Raw genomic sequence first — 24,959 nt, 5'->3', positions numbered from 1 at the left:
GTTGGCCCTGGTACTCGAGCTGCAGCTGCCTGGTTGCGGTCGACCCCAGGTTGAGGCGGACCTGGGCGAGCGTCGTTGGCAGGTCGTAGGTGGCGGTGAAGCTGCCGACACTGTCGGGCGCATCGACGAAGCGGGCCGTGTCCCCCGACGTTCCTCACGATGGAGACCAGCATGTCCGACCCCTTCGCGTCCACCCGACCAGCCGAGATCGCCGCCTTTGTCGGCAAGCACTACATCTACACCTACGACAATGGCTGGCAGTACGAGACCTACATCAAGAACGAGCGCCATCTGGAGTACCGCGTGCATAGCGGCATCGTCGGCGGCCGCTGGGTGAAGAACCAGGAAGCGCATATCGTCAGGCTGGCCGACAACGTCTTCAGGGCCTCCTGGGTCGAGCCGACCGGGACCGGTGTCAGCGTTGCTGTCAATCTCGTCGAGCGGCGCCTTCACGGGACCATCTTCTTCCCTCGTTGGGTGGTAGAGGCGCCGCAGAAGATCGTCGGCTTCCAGAACCCGCAGATCGACCGGATGCTCGCCTACCGCGATGCCGGGCCGACCTATCCGATCGAGCTGGTCGATACGTTCGCCGAGATCACCTTCGTGGAGGATCGTGCCCGCGACGACGAGACGGTGATCGCGTGCGGGCCCGAGGAACTGCCGGCTGGCTATGCGGCGAGACGCAACTGAGGTCCCGCTTTCATCGAACCGGGACGCTGGCCGGGACTGGCGGGCATTCCATGTATGGCGGGCGGTTGCCATGATTTGGTCATGGCCTTCGGTGACGCGCTCGCCGAACAGGACCGCGGCCTCGCCCCTTGGCCATCGGGCAAAGCCCGATCCCACGGAGTGACGACCAGCAAAGCTGACAGGATCCACTCGCAAAGCGGTACCTTCCACGTCCCCTGGATGCGGTTCAAGGCCTCGATGGCGAGCGTGGTACCACGCTCGGCGACAGCTATCGGCTTTTGTGCAAACGCATGAACGTCACCTCGCGATCTGGAGGGTGATGTGCGCTGCAGACCATGATGGTTCGCTGGACGGCTGGCGGCAAAGCCCTGTGGCGCTCGATCGGCTGGGGCCGGGCGGCGGCAGACAGCGCGTGGTTCGCCGCGATCGACGGGGTGAAGCGAGCGTGCCATCGGGCGATCGTCGCCAGGTCGGCGGCGCGCTGCATCGAGCTTGCCGGCAGAGCGCCGTCGCGCCGCTCTTGCCGTGCCTGCTCGTTCCTGGCCGGGTTGATGGGAATCGATGCGCTGCCAGGCCAGGAAAGGTTCGCCCTCCTTCCATCGACGAGGGCGGCGACGTGTGGGCGCAGGGGACGACGGCCCGATCGGCTGCGGGTGCATCAACCGATGGTGATGGACATCGCGTGTCCGGCAAGCCCGCCTATGCCCATGGCGAGCCGAATGGACTGGTGCCCAGGCCATGTCGCCAGATGCCGGCCGGCGGGGTGATCCGGCCTGCTAGCGCAGCCGGTGGTCGTGCGCGAGGAAGTCCAGGAAGGTCCTGACCTTGGCGGAGAGATATTTTCGGCTCGAGTAGACGCCGAACAGGCAGCCATGCAACGCCAAGGCCCCATGGAGCACCGATTCCAGGCGCCCCTCGGCGAGGTCCTGCCGGATCATCCACTCGGGCAGGAAGGCGAGGCCCATGCCCTCCAGCGCGGCGAGGTGCAGCAGGGTTTCGTTGACGCTCAGCAGCACCGGGTCGAACCGCACGGTCCGGTGCCCGTCGAGGCCGTCCAAGGTCACGCTGCCGTCCGGCCAGTGCAGGCTGTTGGAGAGCAGGGCGCGCCCGTCCAGGTCGGCGACGGCCTTGGGACGACCGGTCCGGTCGAGGTGGCTGGGTGCGGCGACGAGACGGAAGGTGATGTCGGCAAGCCGGCGCGCGATCAGGCCGGGATCGGGTGACGCCGTCGCGCGAAGCGCCAGGTCGATGCCCTCCTCGACAAGGTTGACCATGCGGCCGCTCAGGTCGACGTCGAGCCGCACCTCCGGATAGCGGGCGCGGTAGTCCGCCAGCAGGCCGGCAAAGACCGGATCGGCGATCCACACCGGCGCGCTCAGCCGCAAGGTGCCACGCGGTGTTACCGTCGTCCTGCTGACAGCGGCTTCGACTTCGTCGAGCCCATCCAGCATCTGCCGCGCCTGGTCGAGGTAGAGCAGGCCGGCTTCGGTGAGGCTGACGTGCCGGCTGGTCCGGTTGAGCAGGCGCGTGGCGAGCCGCCGCTCCAGGTGCATGACGTGCTTGCTGACCATGGCGGGCGAGAGGCCCAGGCGCTTTGCGGCGGCCGTGAAGCTTCTCAGCTCGGCGACGGTCCGGAAGACGCGCAGGCTCACCAGGGTATCCATGGATCATCAACATACAAGAATGTCTGCATCTACATAAGGCGTGATGATCAAATATCGGGAAACGTTCATAAGGCTGCGCCATCCAACGGAGCACAACCCATGTCCATCTTGCCATCCGCAGCCCAGGAACCCGGCGTCACGGGAAGCGACGACGTCCAGTGGTTTGACGGCATTCCCGGCGAGCGCACGGCTGTCCGCGTCCGCGGCACGCAGGTGCAAGGCCGCTTCTCCGTGATCGAGTCCGTCGCGGCCCCCGGCTGTGCCGCCCCGCTGCATACCCATGTCGAGGAGGAGACCTTCTACATCGTGGCAGGCCACCCGACGTTCCGGCTCGGTGACCAGATCCTCGAGACGTCACCCGGCGACCTCGTCCTCATCCCGGCGGGCACGCCGCATGCCTGGATCAACCGCACGACGACGCCCAGCCGCATGATCGCCACCTTCGCGCCGGGCGGCATCGAGGAGTTGTTCACCCGACTGAACGGGCTCGCCCCAGAGGGGATAGCCGCCTTGGCTGCCTCCTACGGCACGGTCGTGCTGGGCCCCCCGATGTCCGCCGGCCCGGATGGGACGCAAAGGGCATGGTCATGACGGCTCTTGCTGCGCTGCGCCTCTTCGATGCCAGGCAGGTTGCCGAGGAGCCAGTCCAGCTTGTGCACCCATGGGCGGGCTTGGCGCGCTTGGTGACCTCGATCCGGCGCATGTACCGGGCGCAGCGCGCGATCCGGGAACTCGCAGCTCTCGACGATCACCTGCTCCGCGATCTTGGCCTGACCCGAAACGACATCGAGCGCATGGCGTGGAGCGGACGCGATCCAGCCTGATCACGGTCAGGCTGGGGCGCGTTCGTCAGCACGGTGGATCTCATCACCCCGACCAAACGCGGCCAGACCAGCCCCACCCTTTGACGACATGCCTTCGGCCCTTTGTCGTACGGCTCGGTGTGACGAGGTCGACGCCTTGACCGCCATCGAAGATGCCCTGGAGCCGCAGCGAATGAGAAGTTATCCGAACAGTCAACATTAAGTCATGTAGAAAAGTAAATGTTAGCTGCTCGCTCAGGTCCATTAATAATAAATGAACTGGTCATGCAAAATGATACACAGACCATAGTTGCAGGAACTGAGCTGCGCGCGGGCCTGTTTGCGAGATGCAACTAATCTGAAGAAGACGGGCCGACCGTCACTCAGGAGGCTAATTCATGGAACGCCGTACTGTACTTTCATCGGGACCTTGGCTGCCGCCAGTGGACTTCTGTCGATGGTGGGTGCCGACACAGCACAGGCACGACCCAAAGGTGGGCTCCTGCTCAAGGGCGCGACCGGCACATTCAGGAGCGTCTCTGCCAGCGGCGATGTCACGGCGGATGTCCTGATCCAGTCGCTCAAGGTCGATCCGAAGACTCGCGGCCTTTCGGTGAGCGGCGTGATCACGCCGGTGAGCGGCGCCATCGCGGGTGCCAAACCGCAGCAGTTCAGCGCGCCCGCGACGTTGACCCAAGGGGCCGCCGGGGACGCCGTCTCGGCCCAGGCCGTATGTTCCATCCTCGATCTCGATATCGGGGCGATCCACCTCGACCTGCTGGGCCTGGTGATCGACCTGAGCCCGATCAACCTCGACATCGAGGCCGTGCCTGGCGGCGGGCTCCTGGGCGACCTGCTCTGCGGGCTGGCGAACCTGCTGAACGGTCCCGGCCTGCTCCAGAATCTCCTGGGCGTGGTGAACCGGATCAACCAGATCCTGCGGGGCCTGGGGCTCTAGCCGCCGGATCCGCCGGCCCGGTCGGCCACAAACGGACCAGCCAGGCAAGCTGGCGAACAGCGCACGGTCCTCGTGGCCGTGCGCTGTTCTGCCTGGGCCTGCGCGCAGGTTCGGTTGTGCAACCGTCCGCCGGAAGCCTTCCAACGGAGGCCAAGACGGGCAGGCGGTGCTAGCCGTAGGGGCTGGACGCCGGATGGCCCTGTCCATCGGTCCAGCGGTCGTCCGGCTGCGAGCGGTCGCGGTGGCAGATGCGGTCGTGGTCCGGGTAGGTGATCGTATCGACAGGCGCGCGAGTGCCCATCACGAGGCAGCGGGTCGGCGCCTGGCTGTGGTTCTCCAGGTAGTGGCCGACCGCCTCGCCGGCGCGGAAGGTCGCGGCGTCGCCTGGGTGCAGCCGTGTTTCGGTGTCACCCTCGATGAGCGTGATCTCGCCCTCCAGGACATAGACCATCTCGTCCTCCGAGCTGTGCCAGTGCCTGATCGAGGAGCGGGAGCCGGGCGGCAGGATCTCGATGAAGGCGCCGAACTGGGTGAGGCCGCCGGCCTCGCTGATCCACAAGCTCCGGCTGGGGCCGCAGGGGCTTTCCGGCGAATTCTCCTCCACGACCATCTGGCCTGGGGTGATGACGGTCACACTTTTCTCCTTTCGGCAGTCCCGGATGGTGCCCAGGTCCGGAGCCCGCATCCCGCCGCTCGTTGCCGCCTGCATTTTCGCCAAGCAGTTCAAGGCGCTGCGATGGCGAACACCGTTCCAGCCGTCCGTGATGCCTGAAAGGCCGATCCATCCATCTCCAAGATCAACCCGCGCCACCTCCTCCCGGAACCATGCAGCTATCGACTGTGGACCAAGACCACCGTTTTCAGCCAGTCTCACATCCCGAAATACTGGCATAGCAGCTTGTCCGGCGGCGGTTGCAGCGTCTCAACATCGAGGTTCTGCCGCGCGTAGATGGCGATCCCATGCGGATAGGTTCCACCGCAACGTCGCCGCCATGCCTGGGATAGACGGCCGATGTAAGCCAGCAGCTCAGGATCGCCGCTGTCCAATCGCTTGTCGAATGCTTTCGGCTTCGTGCCTGCCACCGCTGAGCATAGCCATGTCAGGCATGCCGCGTCGTTGATGGCTTCAATGATCTCGTCGCTCATGGCAGCTTTATCTCGTCTTCCGCTAGATATCGCAGATCAATTTGAAATCTATTTACTCCCTTGTGCGTGAAATACTTGTGCTGAACTGGTCCGGAGGCATCCGGCTCAAGCGGATCTTTGCCGGCAGAAGGTCTGCGGCCGATTTGATCACTCAGCTTGTCAGAGGCGCATGTCGACCGAATGCATGTCTTGAGCGTTATCGCTCAAGACGCCAACTGGACCGAAACTCGTACTGATCGCGCTTTGAAGCTGCGCGCATCACGATGGCATGTGCTGGCCATCGCAGAAGGATCTCGCAGCACAGGCAAGCATCGCAGATGCGTCCCGTCCGCCAGCACATTCAGGGCCCTGGGGCCGACCGCTACGCCACAAGAAAAGACGGCGGCGGGCCGACAGTTCCTACGCGTAGAGCAACTTCACCATCCATCGGCGAATCGGCCGGCAGCAGAACCTGCCAGGCATAAACCGTCGATAGCTGGCAAAGCGCTTCTTGCAGGCCTGCCGCCCTCGACCTTGCAGACGGCTGATGCCATCGGGCTTCGCGTGTAGAGGCAGTCGTTCAGCGGCAGCAGGCTACGCCGGCGGAAGATGACGATGATCGTCTCTTCCCGCAACGTCAACACAGTGGCTTGGATTTCTTTTTGCTTCCGTGCGCGCGCCCGTCGTCGTCTGCCGCACGGCACCACCCCTGTATCGGGTTGGGCTGACGCCATAGCCCTTGGCCAGCGCCGTCATGCTCTCCTGGTGCAACCGGATCGCAAGGGGATGCATGTCGATCAGTGGAACTGCCGCCATCGGACCGGAGCGAACGGCCCCGCCGGGTCAGTTCACGAACTGCGGCATCATCAGGCGAGGCAGGCCCAGCGAGATGACCGGAAAGAAGACCACGAGCGCCAGGATCGCCAACATCGGCAGGAGGATGAGCGCCACGTCGCGCATGGCCGCCTTCACCGAGATGCCGCCGATCGAGCAGGAGATGAGAAGGCAGAGCCCGTAGGGTGGAGTCATCAGGCCGAAGGCCAGGCTGATGATGCCGATCATCGCGAAATGATCGGATGCATGCCGACTTCCTGGGTCACCGGGAACAGCACGGTGCCGAGGATGATGATGGCCGGAATCGCGTCGATGAAGCAGCCGATGATCAGGAACGCGATGGCCACGGCCAAGCCCATTTCGGTCACGCCGAGATCCATGACCTGCACATAGGCGACCAGGGCGGCCGGGATCTTGAAATAGGCGAGCGTCCAGCCGAACGCGCTCGCGGTGCCGATGCAGAACAGGGCGATCGCTGCGAACCGGCCGGTGTCGTAGAAGACGTTCGCCAGCTCTCGGGGCCTCACTGTCCGATAGACGACCAGACCGAGCACCAGCGCATAGAGCGCCGCCACCACCGAGGCCTCCGTCGGCGTGAAGAACCCGCCCACGATCCCGCCCACGATGATCACGGGCGTCAGCAGCGCCAAGACGGCGCTGAGCAGAGCCGACCCGAACTCGCGCGGCGTGGCGCGGTCGTGCAGCCCCATGCCGTGGCGGCGTGCATAGACGTAGACCGCGACCATCTGCGCCAGCCCGATCAGGATGCCGGGAATGATGCCGGCGATGAACAGCCCGCCGATGGAGATCGACATCAGGCCGCCCCAGACGACCATGAGAATGGAGGGCGGGATGATGACGCCCATGACGGAGGAACAGGCCGTCACCGCCACCGAGAACGAGGAGGAGAAGCCTTCCTTCTTCATCTGCGGGATCAGCAGGGAGCCGATGCCGGCGGCATCGGCCGTGGAGCTGCCCGAGATACCGGCAAAGAACATCGACACCACGACGTTCACGTGGCCCAGGCCGCCCGGCAGATGGCCGACCATGGCGCGCGACAGGCGGATCAGCCGGTCGGTGATGCCGGCCGCATTCATCAGGTTGGCGGCGAGAAGAAAGAAGGGCACGGCCAGCAGCACAAAGGAATTGTAGGAGCGGAACATCTCCTGCAGGACCAGGATGGGCGTCAGGCGCGGCTCCAGGAAGAAGATCGGCATGCATGCCAGGATGAGGGCGAAGGCGACGGGGACGCGCAGCACGATGAGCACGAACAGAAGGCCGAACAGGATGGCCGCGACGAGACCAGGCGTCATTCTGCTGCACCTTTGAAGATGGCCGACTCCTTCATGATCTTCTCGACCAGGAACAGCACGGTGACGACGCCGGTCAACGGCCAGGCGACGAAGATCCAGTTCATCGGCAGCTCGGCGATCTCCGAGGTCTGGTGCCAGCCGAACAGAAGGAACTGCCAGCCGTACCAGATGAAGATCATCGCGACGATGAACATCATCAGGTGGACGAAGATCCGCTTGGCCGCCTCGACCTTGGGGTTGGCCGATTCCGGCAGCACCTCGAGGTCGAAATGCGTGCCGTCGCGCACGGCACACATGGCCCCGACCATGATCATCCAGACAAAGCAGAACCGGGCGATCTCCTCGGTCCAGATATAGCGCGGTACGACGTCGATGAAGCGGGCCAGGACCTGCATTGTCACCGGGACGAGCAGGCCGGCGATGAGCAGCCCCAGCGCCAGCTTCAGCGCGAAATGGACGGCGTCGAGCACGCGGGTCATGACTGCTCCCGTGGGCTGAAGGAAAGGCGGGATCTGGCGGGGAAGCGACCGGGCGAGGACTGGGCCGGCCCCGCCGGTCTCAGCGGTGCCGGCTCAGTTGATGCCCTGCACCGCCTTCAGCACGTCGGTAGCACCGAGCTCCTCGGCATAGGTTTCCAGCACGGGGGTGGCGAGTTCCAGCATCTTGTCGCGCTCGGTGAACTCGTGGGTCGTGAGCCATCCCTTCTCCACCATGGCCTGCACCTTGGCCGCGTCCTCCTTGCTCTCTGCCTCACGGCCGAACTTGCCGGCCTCGGGGCCTGCCTGGTCGACGCATTGCTGCAGCTTCTCCGGCAGGCGCTGATAGGTCTTGTTGGAGATGAACAGCGGTCGAATGGTGATGGCGTGCTTGGTGAGGGCAAGATGCGGCCCCACCTCGTAGAACTTCATCTGCTCGACCCCGGCCGCCTCGTTCTCGCCGGCCTTGATGACGCCCGTCTGGATGCCGTTATACACCTCGTTATAGGCGATCACCGTGGGTGCCGCGCCCAGCGCGTCGAACACGCTGGTCCAGATCGGCGCGCCCTGCATGCGGATCGGCAGGCCCTTCAGGTCCTCCATGGTCGTCAGCGGTTCGGTCGCGAAGATGTTGCGCGTCCCGCCGCCGGCATAGCCGAGAAGGCGGATGTCGGCCTTTTCCAGGATGTCGTCGGCAACGGGCTTCAACGCGTCGGCGTCCAGCACCTTGCGCCAATGATCCTCGTCGCGGAACAGGAAGGGCATGTCCATCAACGGCGCCATCTTCGAGAAGGTGGACATGTGCGCGGGCGAGGCCACCGCATAGTCCACCGACAGCCCCTGGTTCATGAAGGCGACATAGTCCTTCTCGAGGCCGAGCTCCGAGTTGAGGTGCATTTCCCAGACGATCGGCTCGTCGGTATAGCAGGCGTTCACCAGCTCCTCGAACTTGCGCATCGTCCTGGTGAAGGCGTGGTTTTCGTCGAACTGGCTGGCACCGACGAGCGTGATGTCGGCGGACGCCGTGCTGGCAACCATGCCGTTGACCGCGAAGCCGGCGACGCCGGCCAGACAGGCCAAACTCATCCTGGCCAGTGTCCTGGTCATCTTCATCATTGCTCTCCCTGTCTGATCGTTCTTGGCCACCGGCACTTCTGCAAGACATTCGCGCCGCGGTGCGGCAGACCATGGTGCCGTGCTATTGGCAGTTGACTATATCTTGCGGCTTCACGAGGTCAACGGCGGGTACCGATCGTCAGGCAGGCTGCCAGCGCCATCCGCTCTGCGGCCTTGGCGGCACGAGCAAGGCCCTGGGCCTGTCATTCCGGGATGAGGTGCAGGCTTCTTCCTTGATCGTTCGATTGTTCGTCGTCACGCGACCGTCAGTGCGATCTTGCCCTGGATGTGCCCGCGGGCAGCCCGCTCGTGCGCCCTTCGAGCATCCGCGAGCGGATAGGTGCTGTCGATGGCGACGCGGACCGTGCCTGCATCGAGCAAGCGCCCAAGTTCCGTGAGCTGCGCGCCATTCGAGCGCACCTGGGTCATCGAGACGGTGATGCCCAGCTTCGCCGCCTCCTCAGCATCGGAGAAGCCCAAGAACACCGGGAACAAGGCGCCGCCACGCTTGAGCGTGCGCAGGAAACGACCGGTGGTGGGGCCGCCGAGGGTATCGAGGACGAGATCAACGTCATGCGCCACGTCCTCGGGAGGGCTCCTGGTGTAGTCGATGAACGCGTCGGCGCCGATCTCGCGCAGGAAGGCTTCCTGCGCGCCGGATGCCACGGCGATGACGTGTGCACCCTTCCACTTCGCCAGCTGGACCGCGACGTGCCCGAGGCCGCCCGCGGCACCGTTGACGAGCACCGTCCTGCCGTCGAGCGGCACCGGACGATGCGACTCCGATTGAAACGGGTTCGGTTCGTTGTGCCCAAGCTCGATCAGGAACTGCCACGCAGTGAGACCTGACATCGGCGCGCCTGCGGCGTGCACGTGATCGATGCCGGCCGGCTTGCGTGCCAGGTCCGACGCAGGTGCGGCGACGTACTCGGCATAGGCAGCGCTGTCCCCGAAGCTGGGAAAGCGAACCATGCCGAAGACCTCATCGCCGGCGACGAAGCTCTGCACATCCTCCGCGACAGCCTCGACGACGCCCGACACGTCCGATCCCGGGATGACGGGCAAGGTGACCGGCGGCTTGAACCCGGGAACTGCCTTGTACCCGTCGCGCAGGTACCAGTCGGGAGGATTGATGCCGACGGCGTGAACGCGGACCAATACCTCGCCCGGCCTCAGCTCGGGAAGCGGCACCTCCTCGTAACGCAGCACCTCGGGGCCACCGAACGCGTGGAGCCGGATCGCGTTCATCGTGTTCGTCGGCATCGCTTTCTCCTTCAAGGCAAATCCACTATCATAAGCGGAGCGCTATTCCGGATATTCGGATCACCGCTCCGTTTGTCAAGTTGGGCCGATGCGAGCCGACGCGAAAAAGAACCATGACCAGCTACTCGCGGCCGCGCGCGAGGTCGTGGCCGAACAAGGCGCCGACGCATCGCTGCGCGATGTCGCCCGCAGAGCCGGCGTCGGCCTCGGCACGTTGTACCGTCACTTCCCGACGCGGGAGGCGTTGCTCGAGGCCTTGCTCCGCGCGAGCTTCGACGAGCTGACGGCAAGGGCGAGCGAACTCGAAATGTCGGGCTCGCCCGACCAGGCTCTGGTGTCGTGGCTACGCGAGGCAGTCGCCGTCGCACATGCCTACAGTGGTGCCATTGCCTCGATGGTGGCTGCCATCGCTGATCCAGAGTCCGCCCTCCATGCATCCTGCGTCACGATGCGCGCGGCCGGCACGCGGCTCCTGTCCCGTGCGCAGGCCGAGAGCATGGCGCGGACCGACATCGATGGCGTCGACCTGTTCGCACTAGTCGGAGCACTTGCATGGCTCAACGACCAACCGTCGCTCGCGCCGCGCGCCAATCGTCTCTTCGATGTCATCGCAAGCGCCATCCTGTCAGATCGGCAGAGCCGCGAGCACAGGGGGCATGCCGCCGCCAAGGACCAGGACCCATGATCAGCGCCAGTCGGCGACGTCGCCTTTGTCGGCCAGAAAGCCCCTGGCCGGCGGCAGGTGCGACGGCGTCAGGCGGGTGATGCGATGGTCGCCCGGCAGGCCTTCGGTGAGCACTCGACTTCCGCTCGACAAGAACAGACGGGCCATCAGAACCTCCTCCGATAGCAAACCAACCACCCCCTCGCATCAAATGAACAGGTCCTGATCCTGGTCGATGGCGGCCGCTGTCCGTTCCTTGGGAACGAGATAGCTGGCGAGATGCGCGTCCAGCGCCGCCAGACCGAGGCCATCGGCCGGGCTTGCGCGAAAGCCGATCATGCCGTCCGGGCGGATCAGCACGGCCCCACCATCGGAAACGCCGGCGCGGGTGGCGTCGAAGCCTGACGCCGCGCCGTCCAGGATCTCCACCAATCCGGACCAGCGCCGGCGCAGCGGCTCCAGGTCGGCCGTGCCGAACACCAGGAGATGGTGACGGGTGCCCGCGAGCCTGGCCCGGTCGGGGAAGCGGGAACCTGGTGCGGGCTCGGCCGACCGGGCACCCGGCGGGTGGTCGCCCACTAGGGGGCTGCCGGCATAGGAGACGTCGAGCATGGCGCGGGTGCGCTGGCCGGCGAGATCACGGGCAGCGTCCGGCGCGTCGGGCTCGGGCACCTGGCCCTGGGCCAGCATCGCCAGGAGATCCATGACGTGCCGGTGGGTCCGGTCCGAGACGTCGAGCACGTGATGGTCGGCGAGGCTGCGCTCGATGGCATAGCTGTCGAGCAGGATCGGGCGGGCCGAACCTTGGAGGACGAGCGCCAGCTTCCAGGCGATGTCGGCGGCATCCATGAGCGCGCTGTTGAGCCCTTCGCCGGCGAGCGGGCTGGACAGGTGGCCGGCATCACCCAGGAGGAAGCGGCGGCCCTCCGAAAGCCGAGGAGCGATGCGGTTGTGCATCCTGAAATAGTTGATCCAGCGCGCGTCATGGATGCCCGCCTCGTGGCCGAGGCGCTGGTTCACCAGGGCAGCGAGCTGCGCTTCGTCCGGCGGGGTGTCGGCGACCTCGCCCACCCCGACGAACATGATCCAGCGATGGTCGGGAAGCGGGGCCAGCAGCACCAGGCCCTGCGGGCCCAGGAAGAGCCGCGCTTCCTCGGGCGGGATCGGCAGGTCCGTGCGCACGTCGGCGGCGACAAACTCGCCGATATAGGTGGCACCTTCCAGCGTGCCATGGATCGACGTCCGCGTGATGCTGTGCGCCCCGCCGGCACCCAGGACATACTGCGCTGGGACCTGCTCGGTCCGACCGTCGGCATGGAGCAGGGTCACGGTCAGGCCAACCTCGGCGTCCTCCACGGCGAGCACCTCCACGCCGCGCTCGACCCTGCCGCCAAGCTTCTCCAGATGGTCGTTCAGGATCTGCTCGGTGCGCCATTGCGGGAGGCTGCACTGGTGCTCGTGCAGGCAGCCGATCCCGTCGAACGTGCTGGCGGCGATCTCCTCGCCGTTGGGACCTATGACCCGCACGCGCCGGACGGGCACGCCGGCATCCAGGAACGGCTGCAGCACGCCCGCCCGGCCCAGCACCTCCAGCACGGCCGGCTGGATCGCGGTGGCACGCGCCTCTCGGTGCGGGTCGACGCGGCGCTCCACGAGGCGGGTGGGGATGCCATGGCGGGCAAGCTCGCACGCGGCGAACAGGCCGGCCGGGCCGGCGCCCACGATCAGGACGCGTTCAGCCGACGATGTGACGACCATGGACCTGCCCGCTCCGGATGACGTGTGAGGCCAGGGAATCATGAGTGGATGCCGTGGACCGAGCAATTCTACAATGTGAGGCATGTATGGTCGAGAAGGCGGCAGGGCAGGGCATCCGTCCAGGCCGTGCTGACCGGGCCAGGCCGCGGCAGCAGCATCGCCGGGTCTCAATCCGTGGCGGCAATCATCGCCACGGGACTGGAGACGCGCCATGTCAGCGCATGGTCCGGCCTGCGCCGGGCCCGGCCGGATAGCCAGGATCCTGGCATAGCGCACCCCATGATGAGGCGGCCGCGGCAGGCCTGGCAGCGAGCGATCATCCGCTGCCATGTCGGCAGGTCGTCCAGGCGGCCGCCCTTGAGAAACTTCCGCCGACCCTATTTGTTCAGGACGCGCCACGCACAGATCGAGTGAGGGAGTGGAATGACGCAGGATGCTGCGCCAAGGCGGTTCAACGCAGATCCGCAACATGGCGCCAAGGACCTGCGCCTGGTTCGTGTCGACACCTACAATGCCGAGTTGGAAGATCCGACCGGCAAGGGCTTCCTTGGCGATCGCGCCAGCAATCGATCCTTCATCGCGATGCTGGAAGATTGGCGGGTACGTGTTCGCCGCGGCAACAATGGCGTGGATCCGTTGGAAGGTACGGTGGGCGAGGGCACACCGACCCACCAGATCGATCGGGGCGAACTGGACGATCTGCTGCAAGCAGCGGATGAGGACCCGGAAGCAGCCGGCCTTGTGCATTCGGCCATCGAGGAATTTGCCCACGAGATGGCTGGCGTCGTGCGCCGCTTCCTGCGCCTGCCCGCCTGGCAAGGTACCGAACGGATTGCAGTGGGTGGCGGCTTTCTGGAGGCGCGGGTCGGCCTGATGGCGATCGGCCGTGTCGGCATCCTGCTCAAGGCACAAGGGGAGCCGATCCAGATAACCCCGGTGTCCCGTCATCCAGACGAGGCAGGACTGTGCGGGGCGGTCCATCTGGCCCCGCCAGCTGTCCTGGAGGGGCGCAACGCCATCCTCGCCGTCGACATCGGCGGCACCAACATGCGTGTAGGCCTGATAGGCCTGGGGCCGGCCCAGGATGGGTCTGGCGCGCGGGTGCTCGCCTCAGAACGCTGGCGCCACGCCGACGAGCACCCCGACCGGAACGATGCCGTCGCCCGACTGGCAGAGATGCTGCGTGGCCTTGCTGGGCAGGCAGACCAGGAGAGGCTGCGCTTGGCTCCGTTTGTCGGCATCGGCTGCCCGGGCGTCATCTCGGCAGATGGAACGATCGAGCGTGGCGGCCAGAACCTGCCAGGCGGCGGATGGGAAGGAGCTGGGTTCAACCTGCCGGCGCGGCTGCAAGAGGCGCTGCCCGACATTGCAGGTCGCCGGCCCCACATCGTCGTCCACAATGACGCCGTGGTGCAGGGCCTGAGCGAGGCGCATCGCATGCGGGATGTCCGCCATTGGGGAGCGCTGACGGTCGGTACAGGCCTTGGCAATGCGCGCTTCAGCAACCGTGTGCAGCAGGCAGCCTGAAGCGGGCCTTGCCAGTATTCCTAGAAACGGCCTTCGACATGTCCGAGCCGGCCAACGCTCGACGGGGCGGGCGGGGATGCCATGGCGGGCAAACTCGCAGGCGGCAACCGGGCCGGCTCCCGGACAAGATCACGTGAGGCCAGTGGTCACGCCTGCGGCTCCTCCCCGACGCATCGGCGCGAAATGATCGTAAATACAGTTGTTTCGTGTGATTCCTGTCACCCGCGGCCGAGCGAGAAGCCGCTAGTCCTCTGCTGTCCGGGCTGGGCACGGGCTCCAGCAGAGGTGAACGTCGATGGATATCTACCATTCATTCTGCCGTAGCCTGCATTCGACCTTGCTGGTCGCAACCCTTGTCGGCACCGGTGCTGCCTGCGCGTTCGCGGCCGGTCCGACGGTCGGGCGGTCAGGCCAAACCGAAGGTCTGCGCCTTTGCGCGGAACTGCTGCACCGCGCGAGCGGCGTGGGCAGCGACCAATCCTCTGCCCAGGCGGGGCCGAAGACCTGCGCCCGCGCAGGGGGATCCGCCAAGCAGCAGGTGAGGCCCCCGGCCGCGGCGCTGTAGCGGCATGACGATGGCAGGAGCGGGGCGAAGGAACCAAGTGCCCGCGAACGGAGATGACCTGCCAGCGGCTATCATTGTTCTCGATGCCATCCTGGTGTCCGGTGCTGCGGCCGGGCGGCATCTCCTATTGCCCGCTGTTCGGCTGCCGGACGATCCTCGCCCGGCAGCCCAGTTGCCAGAGCAACGGGCCGCTTCCGGCGAGGCCGGTCCCTGCCGATCTCCATCCAATCCCGACCGGACCGCGCATGATCCTGAACCATGGCGACGCCTTCAGGGCCCGCAGGACCCCTGAGCCTAGAGTAGCGAATGGTAGAGATCGACCGTGCGCTGCGCGATGGCGTCCCAGCTGAACTGCTCGACCGCGCGGCGGCGGCCATTGGCACCAAAGCGTGCCCGCAGATCCGGGTCGCGGGCCAGCCGGTTGATCGCGGCGGCAAGGCCGGCCGAGAATTCCACGGGATTGGCCGGCTCGAAGCTGCCGGCCCGGATCCTCGGGTTGACGAGCAGGCCGGTCTCCTCCGGCACGACCACCTCCGGAATGCCGCCCACGGCCGAGGCGACGACGGCCGTCTCGCAGGCCATGGCCTCGAGGTTGATGATGCCGAACGGCTCGTAGACCGAGGGGCAGCAGAAGATGGCGGCATGATTGTAGAACTGGATGACCTCGGCCCGCGGCAGCATCTCGCGCACCCAGATCACGCCCGGGCGCTTGGCGCTGACCTCGGCCACGCGGGCCTCCATCTCGCGGCCGATCTCGGGCGTATCAGGCGCGCCCGCGCACAGGACGATCTGCAGGGAAGGATCGATCTCCGGGATCGCGTTGACGAGGTGGATGATCCCCTTTTGCCGCGTGATCCGGCCGACGAAGAGCAGATAGGGCCTTGCCGGATCGACGCCGTAGCGCGTCAGCGCGTCGTCCGCCTCGGTCCGGCGGTACTCCTCGGGATCGATGCCGTTATGGATGACATGCACCCGGGCCGGCTGGACATCGAACAGGCGGAGCACGTCCTCGCGGGTCTCCTTCGAGACGGCGATGATCGCGTCGGCATGCTCCATCGCCGTGCGCTCCATCCAGGTACTCAGGTGGTAGGCGTTGCCGAGCTGCTCGACCTTCCAGGGGCGCAGCGGCTCCAGCGAGTGGACGGTCAGGACGAAGGGCACGTCCCAGAGCCGGCTCGCGATCATGCCGGCCATGTCGGTGTACCAGGTGTGGCAGTGCGCCACGTCGGCATCCAGCGTGTCCTTGGCCATTGCGAGCGAGCGGGCATAGGCGTCGATGGCGCTGCCAAAGCGCGGATCGGTGCCCTGCTTCGCTTCCGTCCAGGCCGGATAGCCGCGCACGACCGGGTTGCCGCCCTCGCTCTTCTGGTTGCCGAAGCAGCGCACCTCGACGGCGAGGAGCTTGGCCATGGCCCTTGACAGGTACTCCACGTGCACGCCGGCACCGCCATAGACGTTGGGCGGGTACTCGTTGGTGAACAGTGCAACCTTCCCGACCTTCGACACGTGGCTTCCTCCCGATCTCTTTTGCCGGCCGCTCATCGTAGATGGCAGCCAGTCGATGAGGAAACAGGCGGTGCCGCAAGACGGCTCCACGATGGCGGCGGATCATCCGCAGGAGGGTGTGCTCTGAAGGATGCCTCCATGACGACGAGCCTGGAGTGAGACCGCTAAAGCGTCACCGCGTCGGCAGAGCCCTTCTAGCCGGCGATGCTGGCCAGATTGCGGCAGAGCTTCTTGGTGGGGATATCCGGCTCCACTGCCTCGACCGCAAGCGGCCGCAACAGGACGGTCCGCGAAAGCAGCTGGTGCAACAAGGAGAAGGTCTGGAGGGCGCCTTGCTCGACCCGATCGCCCCTGGCGGACAGGGGGTCGATGTCCGCCAGTTCATCGAGAAAAGCCTGCCAGATCGTGCGGGTCCTTCGCCCGTCCCCGCGGAAGTATCGCGCGCCTGACCGTGGGCTCAGGCCAAGCCCGATACAAACGCGCCCAAGTATGATCTGGCCGCCCAGGGCCGATCCGTTCAGGACGTATAAAGCCCCAAGCAGATGATCCGACGACGCCAGGCTCCACTCCATTTCCGGCGGGGGAGGCGACGCCGCGCCAAGGGCAGCGAGATCGATATCCATCCATGCCAGCCGCATCGCCAGCCGGCCTGAACCCGTCTGCCGATCCAGGCGCTCGGCCTCCCAGCGGATCAGTTCATGGGCCTGCCGCAGGCAACGGATCGTCCAGATGTAATGGTCCAGGTCCCGCACGACCCTCTTCAGGTCGAAGGCGCGTTCGACCCGGGCGTGCCAAGCCGACGTGCGGGTCTTCAGTCGGGCGTGCATGCCAGACATTGCGACACAACCTTCCTGGTGACCACACATTGAGCATGTACAAGCAATCCGAGGCCATTTAAAGCACATTTGCGCTATTGGAGGGGTGCGGTGGCGATGGCCGAAAGCCTGATCATGGACGTGCCGAACCATCAGGGCGAGGTGCCGCTACGATTGTCACTGGGTTGGGGAGGATTTGCCGCCGAGCACATCGTTGTCGATGGCAAGACCGGTTATTCGTACAAGTTCACGGGCCAAAGCCATTACCTGGCACTTCATGATATCTGGCACGAAGATGGCGAGATCATGGTAGATGGAATGGCGCGGGATCGCTGTGGCGACATTCGCAATACCATCACGTATCTTCCGCAGGGCTGTTCCGTATCAGGATGGGCCAAGCCCAAGCCACGCATCAATTCGGTCACGCTGCTGTATTTCGATCCGCATGCCCTGCGCGCAGTTCTGGGTCAGCGATACCTCTCGATCAACCCCAGGCCTTTTGTCCATGTCCGCAACTGGTCGCTGCAGTCTACGCTGCAGAAATTGCAGACCTTGATCAAGTCGCCTGATCCGGATGATCTTCAGGCCGAGAGCCTGTGCCTGCTCGCGGCGATCGAGGTATTGAACGTCGTCATCGGCTCGGAGAACGGTCGTCTTTCCGAACGGCAGTTCCGAAGGGTATTTGACTTTATTGCTGCGAACCTGCACAAGAATATCGGCGTGACCGAGCTGGCGGACGTTGCCGGCTTGACCCGGTTCCATTTCTCGCGAGCGTTCAAGAACGTGACCGGGCGATCGCCATACAGCTTCGTTCTCGCCTACCGGGTCGAACAATCGATTCCGCTCCTGGATGATCCGCGGCTTTCCCTGGAAGCAGTCGCACGCGCTGTTGGATTCCGGTCAGCGGTCCAGTTCAGCCGCGCCTTTCGAGAGGTGAAGGGGTTGTCCCCGGCCGCCTATCGACGTTCGATCACGTAGCTGCGTCTTGGAGCACGACATGTCACGCAGCCTCAACGACAACCTGGAACTGACGCAATGTGACAACGAGCCGATCACCCGGCTGGAGCATGTCCAGCATTTCGGCTTCCTGATCGCCCTGTCCAACGACTGGATCGTCGCCAGGGTGTCGGCCAACGTCGAAGCCTTCCTGGGCGTAGAGCCCCAAGCCATGATCGGAACGTATTTCGACCGGTGGATCACGGCGGCAGCACAGCACGATATCCGCAATACGATGGCGGCGCTCTATTCGACCGGCAACGAGCGCCTCTTCCATGTCGGCCTGGTCGCCGACAAGCCACCACTCGACCTGAGCCTGCATTTCCAGGGCGAGCTACTGGTCCTGGAGGGGGAACTCTCCCAAGCACCCGATCGCCTGGAGGCGGTGACGATGGTGCGCGCGATGATCGCCCGCCTCAATGGCGCGAAGAGCCTTGAAGCCTTTCACAGGGATGCGGCCCGTCAGGTGCGTGCCATCACCGGCTTCGACCGGGTGATGATCTACCGGTTCGGTCATGACGGTGCGGGCGAGGTGATCGCGGAATCGACGCGAGGAGGCATGGAGAGCCTGCTCGGCCTGCACTACCCGGCGTCCGACATCCCCAAGCAGGCCCGCGCGCTGTACCTGCGCAACCCGTTCCGCATCATCGCCGACATTCATGCGCCGGTCGTTCCGCTGCTGCCGGCAGCAGGTGAGATGGTCGAGCTGCTCGACCTGTCCTTGTCCGTCACCCGCGCCGTGTCACCCATCCATCTCGAGTATCTCGGGAACATGGGGGTGCGGGCCTCGCTCTCCATCTCGATCATCGTGAATGGCGCCTTATGGGGCCTGATCGCATGCCATCACCAGTCCCCGCGTCTTCCCAGCTTCGTCATGCGCACGGCGGCCGAGCTGTTCGGGAACATGTATTCCCTGACCCTGCAAGGAAGGGTCCACGACCAGCAAGGCGAAGACGAGCAACGGGCGCGCAGCATCTCCGATCGCCTGATCACCGCCATCGCAGGGGACGAGAGCCTGCTGTCCGAACCGGAATGGATCCAGGACATGTCGCGCGGCATGATCGACTGCGACGGCGTAGGCGTCTACCGGGCGGGCGAGGTCTTCCGCAGCGGCGCCACGCCGAGCAGGGACAACATTGTCGGCCTTGCCGCTCATCTCAACGTGACGTCGCCCAGCCGCGTCTTCGCGACATCGTCCCTGCAGGACGTTCATCCGGCCAGTGCCGAGACGGCCTCGTTGGCTGCCGGCATGCTGGCCATTCCGATATCGCGGGTGCCGCGCGACTATATCATGCTGTTCCGTCGGGAGCGGATGCACCAGATCAACTGGGGCGGGGACCCGGCAAAGGTCGTGGAACGCAGCGACGATGGCATGCGCCTTTCCCCGCGCAAGAGCTTCGAGGCGTTCGCGCAACTGGTCCGGGGCCGTTCCACGCCGTTCTCCCACGCGGACCTGCGCATCGCAGAATCCATGCGGCTGGCCTTCATCGAGGTGATCCTGCGATATTCCGACAGCGCCACGGAGGAGCGGCGCCGGGCGGACCAGCGGCAGGAACTGCTGATCGCCGAATTGAACCACCGCGTGCGCAATCTCCTCAGCCTCATCCGCAGCCTGATCAAGCAGACCAGCTACGCCCAGTTGGACACGGCACAATATGTCGATGCGTTAAGCGAACGCATCCAGTCGCTCGCGCGTGCCCATGACCGCATCACGCAGCAGAACTGGGGGCCAACGCCGCTGAAGGCGCTGTTCGTGGACGAGATCGCGGCGCGCGGGGAGTCCGCGCGCACGCGCCTGCAGGTCGAGGGTTCCGACGTCCTGCTGCAGCCGCTGGCGATCTCGACGATGGCGCTGGTCGTCCATGAACTGATCACCAACTCCTGCAAGTACGGGGCCCTGTCCGAACAGGGAACAGTAACGGTCACGATGGAATCGAAGAAGGGCCAAGGGCTCTTCATCAAATGGCGGGAGCGTGGTGGCCCACCGGTCAAGGCGCCGATCCGCAGGGGATTCGGCTCGGTCATCATCGAGCGCACCGTTCCGTTCGAGCTCAATGGCTCGGCGGAGGTCCGCTATGTGCTGTCAGGGCTGGAAGTGGATTTCTTCATTCCGCAGCAGCATCTGGTCGACGCACCCGGCCTGCCTGCCGGAGCGGGCTTCCATGCGGCTCATGACCGGCCGACCGCCAGCCCCGCTTCATCCGGCTCGTGTGCCCAGCCCCTGGATGGACTGCGCGTCCTGCTGGTCGAGGACAACATGCTGATCGCCCTGGAAGCCGAAGACATGCTGAAGGAGTTGGGTGCGGCACAGGTCGACACGGCGTCGAGCATCGATCAGGCCAACAGGTTCCTGGCGGGCGGCCGATACGATTTCGCTCTGCTCGACGTCAGCGTCGGGACGGGAACGACGTTCGAGTTGGCCTCCGAGCTGCGAAAGATCGGAACGCCCTATATCCTGGCCTCCGGCTATGGCGACCGCCTGCCGCTGGACAACCAGCCAGCCGTGCCCGTCATCGTTCAGAAACCCTATGAAACCTCCCACCTGCTGCATGCGATCGAATCGGCGGGACTGAGCTGCAGCCAGGAGGCCCGGCAGGCCTGAAGGCAGCGACCCAGGATAACGATATGGGACAGTCGGGCTGACCCACTGCTGCCATGCTGCGGACGATGGCTGCAGTTCTTGTCGTTCGCTGCCACGCCATCGGTAGGGCGATCGTCCTGGCTAACGGCAGGCTCGGCGGATCTCCGGCTCCCTCCTACAACCTGTGATCGTCATCACATTCGCCGCGCCATGTGATAAGCTAGTGCCGTCCCATCATTCATTCGGGGCGTTGGTGCCTGGGGATACTGGAGATGGCCATGAAGCGTGCATGCCGAATGAGCGGCTACCTGTTGCGGTCGATGCTGATGGCATCGGCCTGCGCGATGACGGTGGGTTTTGCGGCGGAGGCAGCAGCGCCTGCAGGGTGGCAGCCGCTGCCGGGGCTGTCGGCAGGCTTGTGCCTGGGCAAACCGTGGCATCGGGTGAGTGTCGCGGCGGCGGGGCTGCCCGAGTTCAAGACGGAGGGGTTCAAGCCGGGCTATGGGCTCCTGGAGGCCGCCGCCGCAGTGGCGGACGAGGGGCCCAAGGGGCTGCCGCTGGGCGAGGGGTATGGCAACTCCACGATCAAGCTCTCGACCGACAGCGCCGACGCGCAACGCTGGTTCGACCAGGGACTGCGGCTGTCCTGGGGCTTCAACCATGAAGACGCGATTGCGGCGTTCCGGCAGGCGCAGAAGGCCGATCCTTCCTGCGCGCTCTGCTACTGGGGCGAGGCTTTCGCCTGGGGGCCGAACATCAATGCGCCGATGATGCCGGAGGCGGTCGCACCGGCGTTTGCGGCGCTGGCCCAGGCGAAGCTGCTGGCCGACGGGGCGAGCGAGGTGGAGCAGGGGCTGATCGATGCGCTGGCGAAGCGCTATGCGGCCGATCCCGACGCCGATCGCAAGGCGATGGATGCGGCTTATGCGGATGCGATGGGGAAGCTGGCGGGGCGCTTCCAGGACCATGACGAGGTCCAGGTCCTGTTCGCCGACGCGCTGATGAACCTGCAGCCCTGGGACTACTGGTCAGCCGACAAGGTGACGCCGAAGGGGCGGACGGCCGAGCAGGTGGTGGCCCTGGAGCGGGTGCTTCAGCGCAACCCGAACCATGCGGCGGCGATCCACCTTTACATCCACACGGTGGAGGCCTCGACCACGCCGGAGCGGGCGGAGCCCTATGCCGACCGCCTGGCAGCACAGGCCCCCTCGGCCGGGCACCTCGTCCACATGCCGGCGCACATCTACTACCGGATCGGCCGCTACCTGGATTCGCTGGAAGCGAACAAGGCGGCGGTGCTGGTGGACGAGCAGCTGTTCGCGCAGGCACCGTCGCAGGGCATGTACCGGTACGTGTACTACCCGCACAACGTCCACTTCGTGCTGGTCTCGGCGGCGCGCGCGGGCGACGGGCAGACGGCGCTGGCGGCGGCCGACAAGCTCGGCACGGTGCTTTCCGACGATATGGCCCGGCAGTTCGGCGTGGTGCAGGCGATCAAGCAGGCGCCCTACTACGCGCAGGCCGAGTTCGGCGATCCGGACGCGGTGCTGGCGATGGCGAAGCCCAGCGGCGACATGCCATGGGTGGACGGAGCTTGGCACTTTGCGCGGGGTGCGGCGGCGGTGCGCAAGGGTGACCTCGAGCAGGCAAAGAAGGAGGTCCAGGCGATCGCCGCCATCGATGCCGCCAACGACTTCGCGGCGATCGAGGCGCAGATGGTGCCGGCCAAGGCGGTGACGCAGATCAAGCAGCTCGTGCTGGACGCGCGGATCGCACGGGCGGAAGGGCGGCCGGACGATGCGGCCACCGCGCTGCAAAAGGCGGCCACGCTGCAGGACACGCTCGCCTACATGGAGCCGCCCTACTGGTACTACCCGGTGCGGCAGTCGCTGGGGGCGGCGCTGCTGGAGGCGGGGCGGCCCAAGGAGGCGATCGACGCGCTGGAGATGGCGCTGAAGGAGGCGCCGAACAACGCCTATGCCCTGCAGGCGCTCGTCCGCGCGAATGCGGCGGTCGGCGACGATGCTGCTGCCAACGAGGCGAAGGCGCGATTTGATGGTGCCTGGGCAGGCGGCGAGACACCGACGCTCGACCGGATCTGATGGGCCTGCATGCAAGGGGACGGCGCTGCCACGCCGTCCCCTTGTCGTACGAGCCTATGTCGACCGTGCTCAGCCGTGCTGGTACTCGTCGTGGCGGCGGAACCAGGCGCCCGTCTCGTTGCGGCCCTTGGGCGTACGGTCCAGCCACTGGTACATGCCCCACAGGCCATCCAGGCCGCGCGTATAGGTGGAGTAGGTGTGGTAGACGACGCCGTCCTCCAGCGCGAACGCGCTGAGGCCCGGCCGGTCACGCGCAAAGGTGGGCGCGTCGGTTCCGCACATGCCGGCTAGCTGGACGATCGGCTCGGGCGCCGGGTTCATGTCCAGCGCATGGCCGGCACGCCGGTAGTTGTAGTCGATGTCGCCGGTGCGCTGCTGCTCCTCGGTGAACGCGACGTTGAAGTCGAAGGCGAACGCGCCGTCGGGCGAGGACGCCCAGGGAAACGTCCAGCCCATCCGCTGCCGGTAGGCCAGCAGCTTGTCGAGCGGTGCCCGTGATACCGCCATGAGCGTGACGTCGTGATTCGCCAGGTGGACGACGAGGCCGTCGAACCCATCCGCAAGCGCCGAGCAGGACGGGCAGCCCGCCTTGTAGTCCGGCCCGAACATGAAATGGTAGACCAGGAGCTGCGAGCGCCCACCGAACAGGTCCGCCAGCGAAGCTTCGCCCTGTTCGGTGTCGAACCGGTACGCCTTGTCGATCCGGACCCAGGGAAGGGCCTGGCGCCGCCGCGCGAGCTCGTCGCTGCGGCGCGTAAGCTCCTTTTCCGCCTGAAGCAGGTCGAGCCTGGCTGCCAGCCACTCCTCGCGCGTCGCGGTCACGTGTTCTGTCATCGCCTTCTCCCTTCGCCCATCGTTGCCTGACCGGCGCGACGTGGCGGTTGGTGGTCGAAGGCGAGACTGGTACCGGATGGCTGGACGGCGGGAGTGACAAGTGTGGCGGGATTTGCGTGGACTCGCTGATCACGGCGGCGGCACGGGCCCTTGCCGCCGGCGATCCGCTGGGTGCGTTGAACCGGGTGGCCCTGCGCAGCGACCCGCCGGCCCTGGCACTTCGTGGCATCGCGATGGCGCAACTCGGCGACCTCGTCCGGGCCAAGGCCCTGGTGCGCAGTGCGGTACGCGGCTTCGGCCCGCGCGAGGCTGCCGCCCGTGCCAGGTGCATCGTGGCGCTTGCCGAGATCGCCCTGGCCGCGCGCGACCTCAACTGGCCGGGCAAGGCGCTCGACCAGGCGCGCGCGACGCTGGAACAGCATGGCGACAAGCTGAACGCCGCGCATGCGCGCTACCTGGAGGTCCGCCGGCTGCTCCTGATCGGCCATCTCGACCTTGCCGAGCGTGCGCTGGCAGAGCTGGATCCGACACCTTTTCCGCCGGCGTCGAGAACCGCCCACGAGCTGGTGGTGGCGGGGATCGCGATGCGCCGCCTCCAGGCCAAGGCCGCACGCGATGCGCTGTCCAGGGCAGAGCGTGCCGCACGCCAGGCCGGCATTCCCGCGCTCACGGCGGAGGTCGAGAGCCTCTCGGTCATGCTGGACATGCCGGCGGCACGCCTGATCGCGCGCGGCCAAGTCCGGCCCCTCCTGCTCGACGAGGTCGAAGCGCTGCAGGGCTCGCCGGTGCTGGTCGTGGACGGGTGCCGCCATGTCGTCCGCGAGGCGGGCCAGGCGGTCTCGCTGGCCAGCCGTCCCGTGCTGTTCGCGCTGGCCCGGGCCCTGGGCGAGGCCTGGCCTGGCGACGTGCCGAGGGACGTGCTGGTGGCGCGGGCGTTCGGGGCCAGGCATGCCGACGAATCGCATCGGGCACGGCTGCGGGTCGAGGTCGGGCGGCTGCGCGCGATGCTGCGGCCGCTGGCCGGCATCCGCGCCACCAAGCGCGGCTTCGCCCTGGTGCCGCGCCCAAGCGGCGAGGTCATCGTGCTGGCACGGCCCGTCGACGAGCGGCACGCGGCCCTGCTTGCCTTGCTTGCCGATGGCGAATCCTGGTCGAGCTCCGCCCTGGCGCTGGCCCTCGGCATGAGCCAGCGGAGTGTGCAGCGGGCCCTCGATGGGCTGGCGGAAGGGGGCAAGGTGCAATCGTTCGGCCGGGGCCGGGCACAGCGCTGGATGACCACGCCCCTGCCGGGTATCACGACGACCTTGTTACTCTCCGCTGCCCTGCCCGGTGACTAGGATGGCCTCCACTGCCCAGCAACGAGGAGGCA

General features: G+C 66.1%; 22 protein-coding genes and 1 pseudogene. 11 read left to right on the top strand and 12 right to left on the bottom strand.

Annotation, left to right across the window (positions count from 1 at the left end; genetic code table 11):
• The first annotated feature begins 171 nt into the window (after positions 1-171).
• Positions 172-690 carry a phenolic acid decarboxylase gene (locus VHL31_RS10105; protein WP_329661080.1) on the top strand — a complete coding sequence of 173 codons (519 nt, stop codon included), beginning with the start codon at positions 172-174 and terminating at the stop codon, positions 688-690.
• A 776-nt stretch (positions 691-1,466) separates the two neighbouring features.
• On the opposite strand, the gene VHL31_RS10100 is transcribed toward VHL31_RS10105, so the two are convergent.
• Complete coding sequence (locus VHL31_RS10100) at positions 1,467-2,354, bottom strand: LysR family transcriptional regulator (protein ID WP_349262404.1); 888 nt, start codon at positions 2,352-2,354, stop codon at positions 1,467-1,469.
• Between the two features lie 99 nt (positions 2,355-2,453).
• Between VHL31_RS10100 and VHL31_RS10095 the strand changes: the two genes are divergently transcribed.
• The 3 genes from VHL31_RS10095 (at position 2,454) to VHL31_RS10085 (ending at position 4,115) form a co-directional block, all read left to right on the top strand.
• Entirely contained in the window at positions 2,454-2,945 is a 492-nt protein-coding gene (locus tag VHL31_RS10095) for a cupin domain-containing protein (RefSeq protein ID WP_329661078.1), read from the top strand.
• The gene (locus tag VHL31_RS10090) at positions 2,942-3,178 is read left to right on the top strand and encodes a DUF1127 domain-containing protein (RefSeq protein WP_329661077.1); all 237 of its coding nucleotides are present in this window, start codon (positions 2,942-2,944) and stop codon (positions 3,176-3,178) included. The genes VHL31_RS10095 and VHL31_RS10090 overlap by 4 nt, the downstream gene beginning before the upstream one ends.
• Positions 3,179-3,614: 436 nt before the next feature.
• Positions 3,615-4,115 carry a hypothetical protein gene (locus VHL31_RS10085; RefSeq protein WP_329661076.1) on the top strand — a complete coding sequence of 167 codons (501 nt, stop codon included), beginning with the start codon at positions 3,615-3,617 and terminating at the stop codon, positions 4,113-4,115.
• A 169-nt stretch (positions 4,116-4,284) separates the two neighbouring features.
• Here VHL31_RS10085 and VHL31_RS10080 read toward each other — a convergent pair whose 3' ends face one another.
• From VHL31_RS10080 to VHL31_RS10050, 6 genes and pseudogenes are all read right to left on the bottom strand, one after another.
• Positions 4,285-4,749, bottom strand: coding sequence for a cupin domain-containing protein (locus VHL31_RS10080; RefSeq protein WP_329661075.1), 465 nt, complete (start codon positions 4,747-4,749; stop codon positions 4,285-4,287).
• 236 nt (positions 4,750-4,985) lie between these two features.
• Positions 4,986-5,261 carry a hypothetical protein gene (locus VHL31_RS10075; protein ID WP_329661074.1) on the bottom strand — a complete coding sequence of 92 codons (276 nt, stop codon included), beginning with the start codon at positions 5,259-5,261 and terminating at the stop codon, positions 4,986-4,988.
• Between the two features lie 822 nt (positions 5,262-6,083).
• Positions 6,084-7,387, bottom strand: a pseudogene (locus VHL31_RS10065) (TRAP transporter large permease).
• Positions 7,384-7,866 carry a TRAP transporter small permease gene (locus VHL31_RS10060; protein ID WP_329661071.1) on the bottom strand — a complete coding sequence of 161 codons (483 nt, stop codon included), beginning with the start codon at positions 7,864-7,866 and terminating at the stop codon, positions 7,384-7,386. Before VHL31_RS10060 ends, VHL31_RS10065 begins: the two are co-directional and overlap by 4 nt.
• A gap of 93 nt (positions 7,867-7,959) precedes the next feature.
• Positions 7,960-8,949, bottom strand: a complete 990-nt coding sequence (locus VHL31_RS10055) for a TRAP transporter substrate-binding protein (protein ID WP_329661070.1) — start codon at positions 8,947-8,949, stop codon at positions 7,960-7,962.
• Positions 8,950-9,234: 285 nt separating this feature from the next.
• Positions 9,235-10,242, bottom strand: a complete 1,008-nt coding sequence (locus VHL31_RS10050) for an NADP-dependent oxidoreductase (protein WP_329661069.1) — start codon at positions 10,240-10,242, stop codon at positions 9,235-9,237.
• Between the two features lie 88 nt (positions 10,243-10,330).
• Here VHL31_RS10050 and VHL31_RS10045 point away from each other — a divergent pair, with 88 nt between their 5' ends.
• Positions 10,331-10,927 (top strand): helix-turn-helix domain-containing protein, encoded by a 597-nt coding sequence (locus VHL31_RS10045; protein ID WP_329661068.1) that lies wholly within the window; start codon positions 10,331-10,333, stop codon positions 10,925-10,927.
• Here VHL31_RS10045 and VHL31_RS10040 read toward each other — a convergent pair whose 3' ends face one another.
• Together VHL31_RS10040 and VHL31_RS10035 are read right to left on the bottom strand one after the other, a co-directional pair.
• On the bottom strand, positions 10,928-11,074 hold the full coding sequence (locus tag VHL31_RS10040; RefSeq protein ID WP_329661067.1) for a hypothetical protein: 147 nt from the start codon (positions 11,072-11,074) through the stop codon (positions 10,928-10,930). It lies immediately after the preceding gene.
• Positions 11,075-11,113: 39 nt separating this feature from the next.
• Complete coding sequence (locus VHL31_RS10035; protein WP_329661066.1) at positions 11,114-12,664, bottom strand: FAD-dependent monooxygenase; 1,551 nt, start codon at positions 12,662-12,664, stop codon at positions 11,114-11,116.
• 423 nt (positions 12,665-13,087) lie between these two features.
• Here VHL31_RS10035 and VHL31_RS10030 point away from each other — a divergent pair, with 423 nt between their 5' ends.
• Together VHL31_RS10030 and VHL31_RS10025 are read left to right on the top strand one after the other, a co-directional pair.
• Positions 13,088-14,191 (top strand): hypothetical protein, encoded by a 1,104-nt coding sequence (locus tag VHL31_RS10030; protein ID WP_329661065.1) that lies wholly within the window; start codon positions 13,088-13,090, stop codon positions 14,189-14,191.
• A gap of 295 nt (positions 14,192-14,486) precedes the next feature.
• Positions 14,487-14,756 carry a hypothetical protein gene (locus VHL31_RS10025; RefSeq protein WP_329661064.1) on the top strand — a complete coding sequence of 90 codons (270 nt, stop codon included), beginning with the start codon at positions 14,487-14,489 and terminating at the stop codon, positions 14,754-14,756.
• Between the two features lie 294 nt (positions 14,757-15,050).
• Here VHL31_RS10025 and glgA read toward each other — a convergent pair whose 3' ends face one another.
• Together glgA and VHL31_RS10015 are read right to left on the bottom strand one after the other, a co-directional pair.
• Entirely contained in the window at positions 15,051-16,262 is a 1,212-nt protein-coding gene (gene glgA, locus VHL31_RS10020) for a glycogen synthase (RefSeq protein ID WP_329661063.1), read from the bottom strand.
• Between the two features lie 194 nt (positions 16,263-16,456).
• A complete protein-coding gene (locus VHL31_RS10015) occupies positions 16,457-17,098 on the bottom strand; it encodes a biliverdin-producing heme oxygenase (protein ID WP_329661062.1) in 642 nt (213 codons plus the stop codon).
• A gap of 96 nt (positions 17,099-17,194) precedes the next feature.
• On the opposite strand from VHL31_RS10015, the gene VHL31_RS10010 reads away from it, so the two are divergent.
• The 3 genes from VHL31_RS10010 to VHL31_RS10000 all read left to right on the top strand — a co-directional run bounded on the left by VHL31_RS10010 (position 17,195) and on the right by VHL31_RS10000 (position 22,756).
• Positions 17,195-18,055 carry an AraC family transcriptional regulator gene (locus VHL31_RS10010; RefSeq protein ID WP_329661091.1) on the top strand — a complete coding sequence of 287 codons (861 nt, stop codon included), beginning with the start codon at positions 17,195-17,197 and terminating at the stop codon, positions 18,053-18,055.
• Between the two features lie 19 nt (positions 18,056-18,074).
• The gene (locus VHL31_RS10005; RefSeq protein ID WP_329661061.1) at positions 18,075-20,675 is read left to right on the top strand and encodes an HWE histidine kinase domain-containing protein; all 2,601 of its coding nucleotides are present in this window, start codon (positions 18,075-18,077) and stop codon (positions 20,673-20,675) included.
• 257 nt (positions 20,676-20,932) lie between these two features.
• Entirely contained in the window at positions 20,933-22,756 is a 1,824-nt protein-coding gene (locus VHL31_RS10000; RefSeq protein ID WP_329661060.1) for a hypothetical protein, read from the top strand.
• Positions 22,757-22,825: 69 nt separating this feature from the next.
• On the opposite strand, the gene VHL31_RS09995 is transcribed toward VHL31_RS10000, so the two are convergent.
• Positions 22,826-23,590: a thioredoxin family protein gene (locus VHL31_RS09995; protein WP_329661059.1), complete on the bottom strand. Its 765-nt coding sequence runs from the start codon at positions 23,588-23,590 to the stop codon at positions 22,826-22,828.
• A 116-nt stretch (positions 23,591-23,706) separates the two neighbouring features.
• Here VHL31_RS09995 and VHL31_RS09990 point away from each other — a divergent pair, with 116 nt between their 5' ends.
• Positions 23,707-24,927, top strand: a complete 1,221-nt coding sequence (locus VHL31_RS09990; RefSeq protein ID WP_329661058.1) for a helix-turn-helix domain-containing protein — start codon at positions 23,707-23,709, stop codon at positions 24,925-24,927.
• Positions 24,928-24,959: the final 32 nt, after the last annotated feature.

The organism is Geminicoccus sp., from assembly GCF_036263595.1.
Lineage (GTDB): Bacteria > Pseudomonadota > Alphaproteobacteria > Geminicoccales > Geminicoccaceae > Geminicoccus.
Note: the sequence above shows the minus strand (reverse complement) of the source record. Positions and strands in the feature narration are given on the sequence as shown.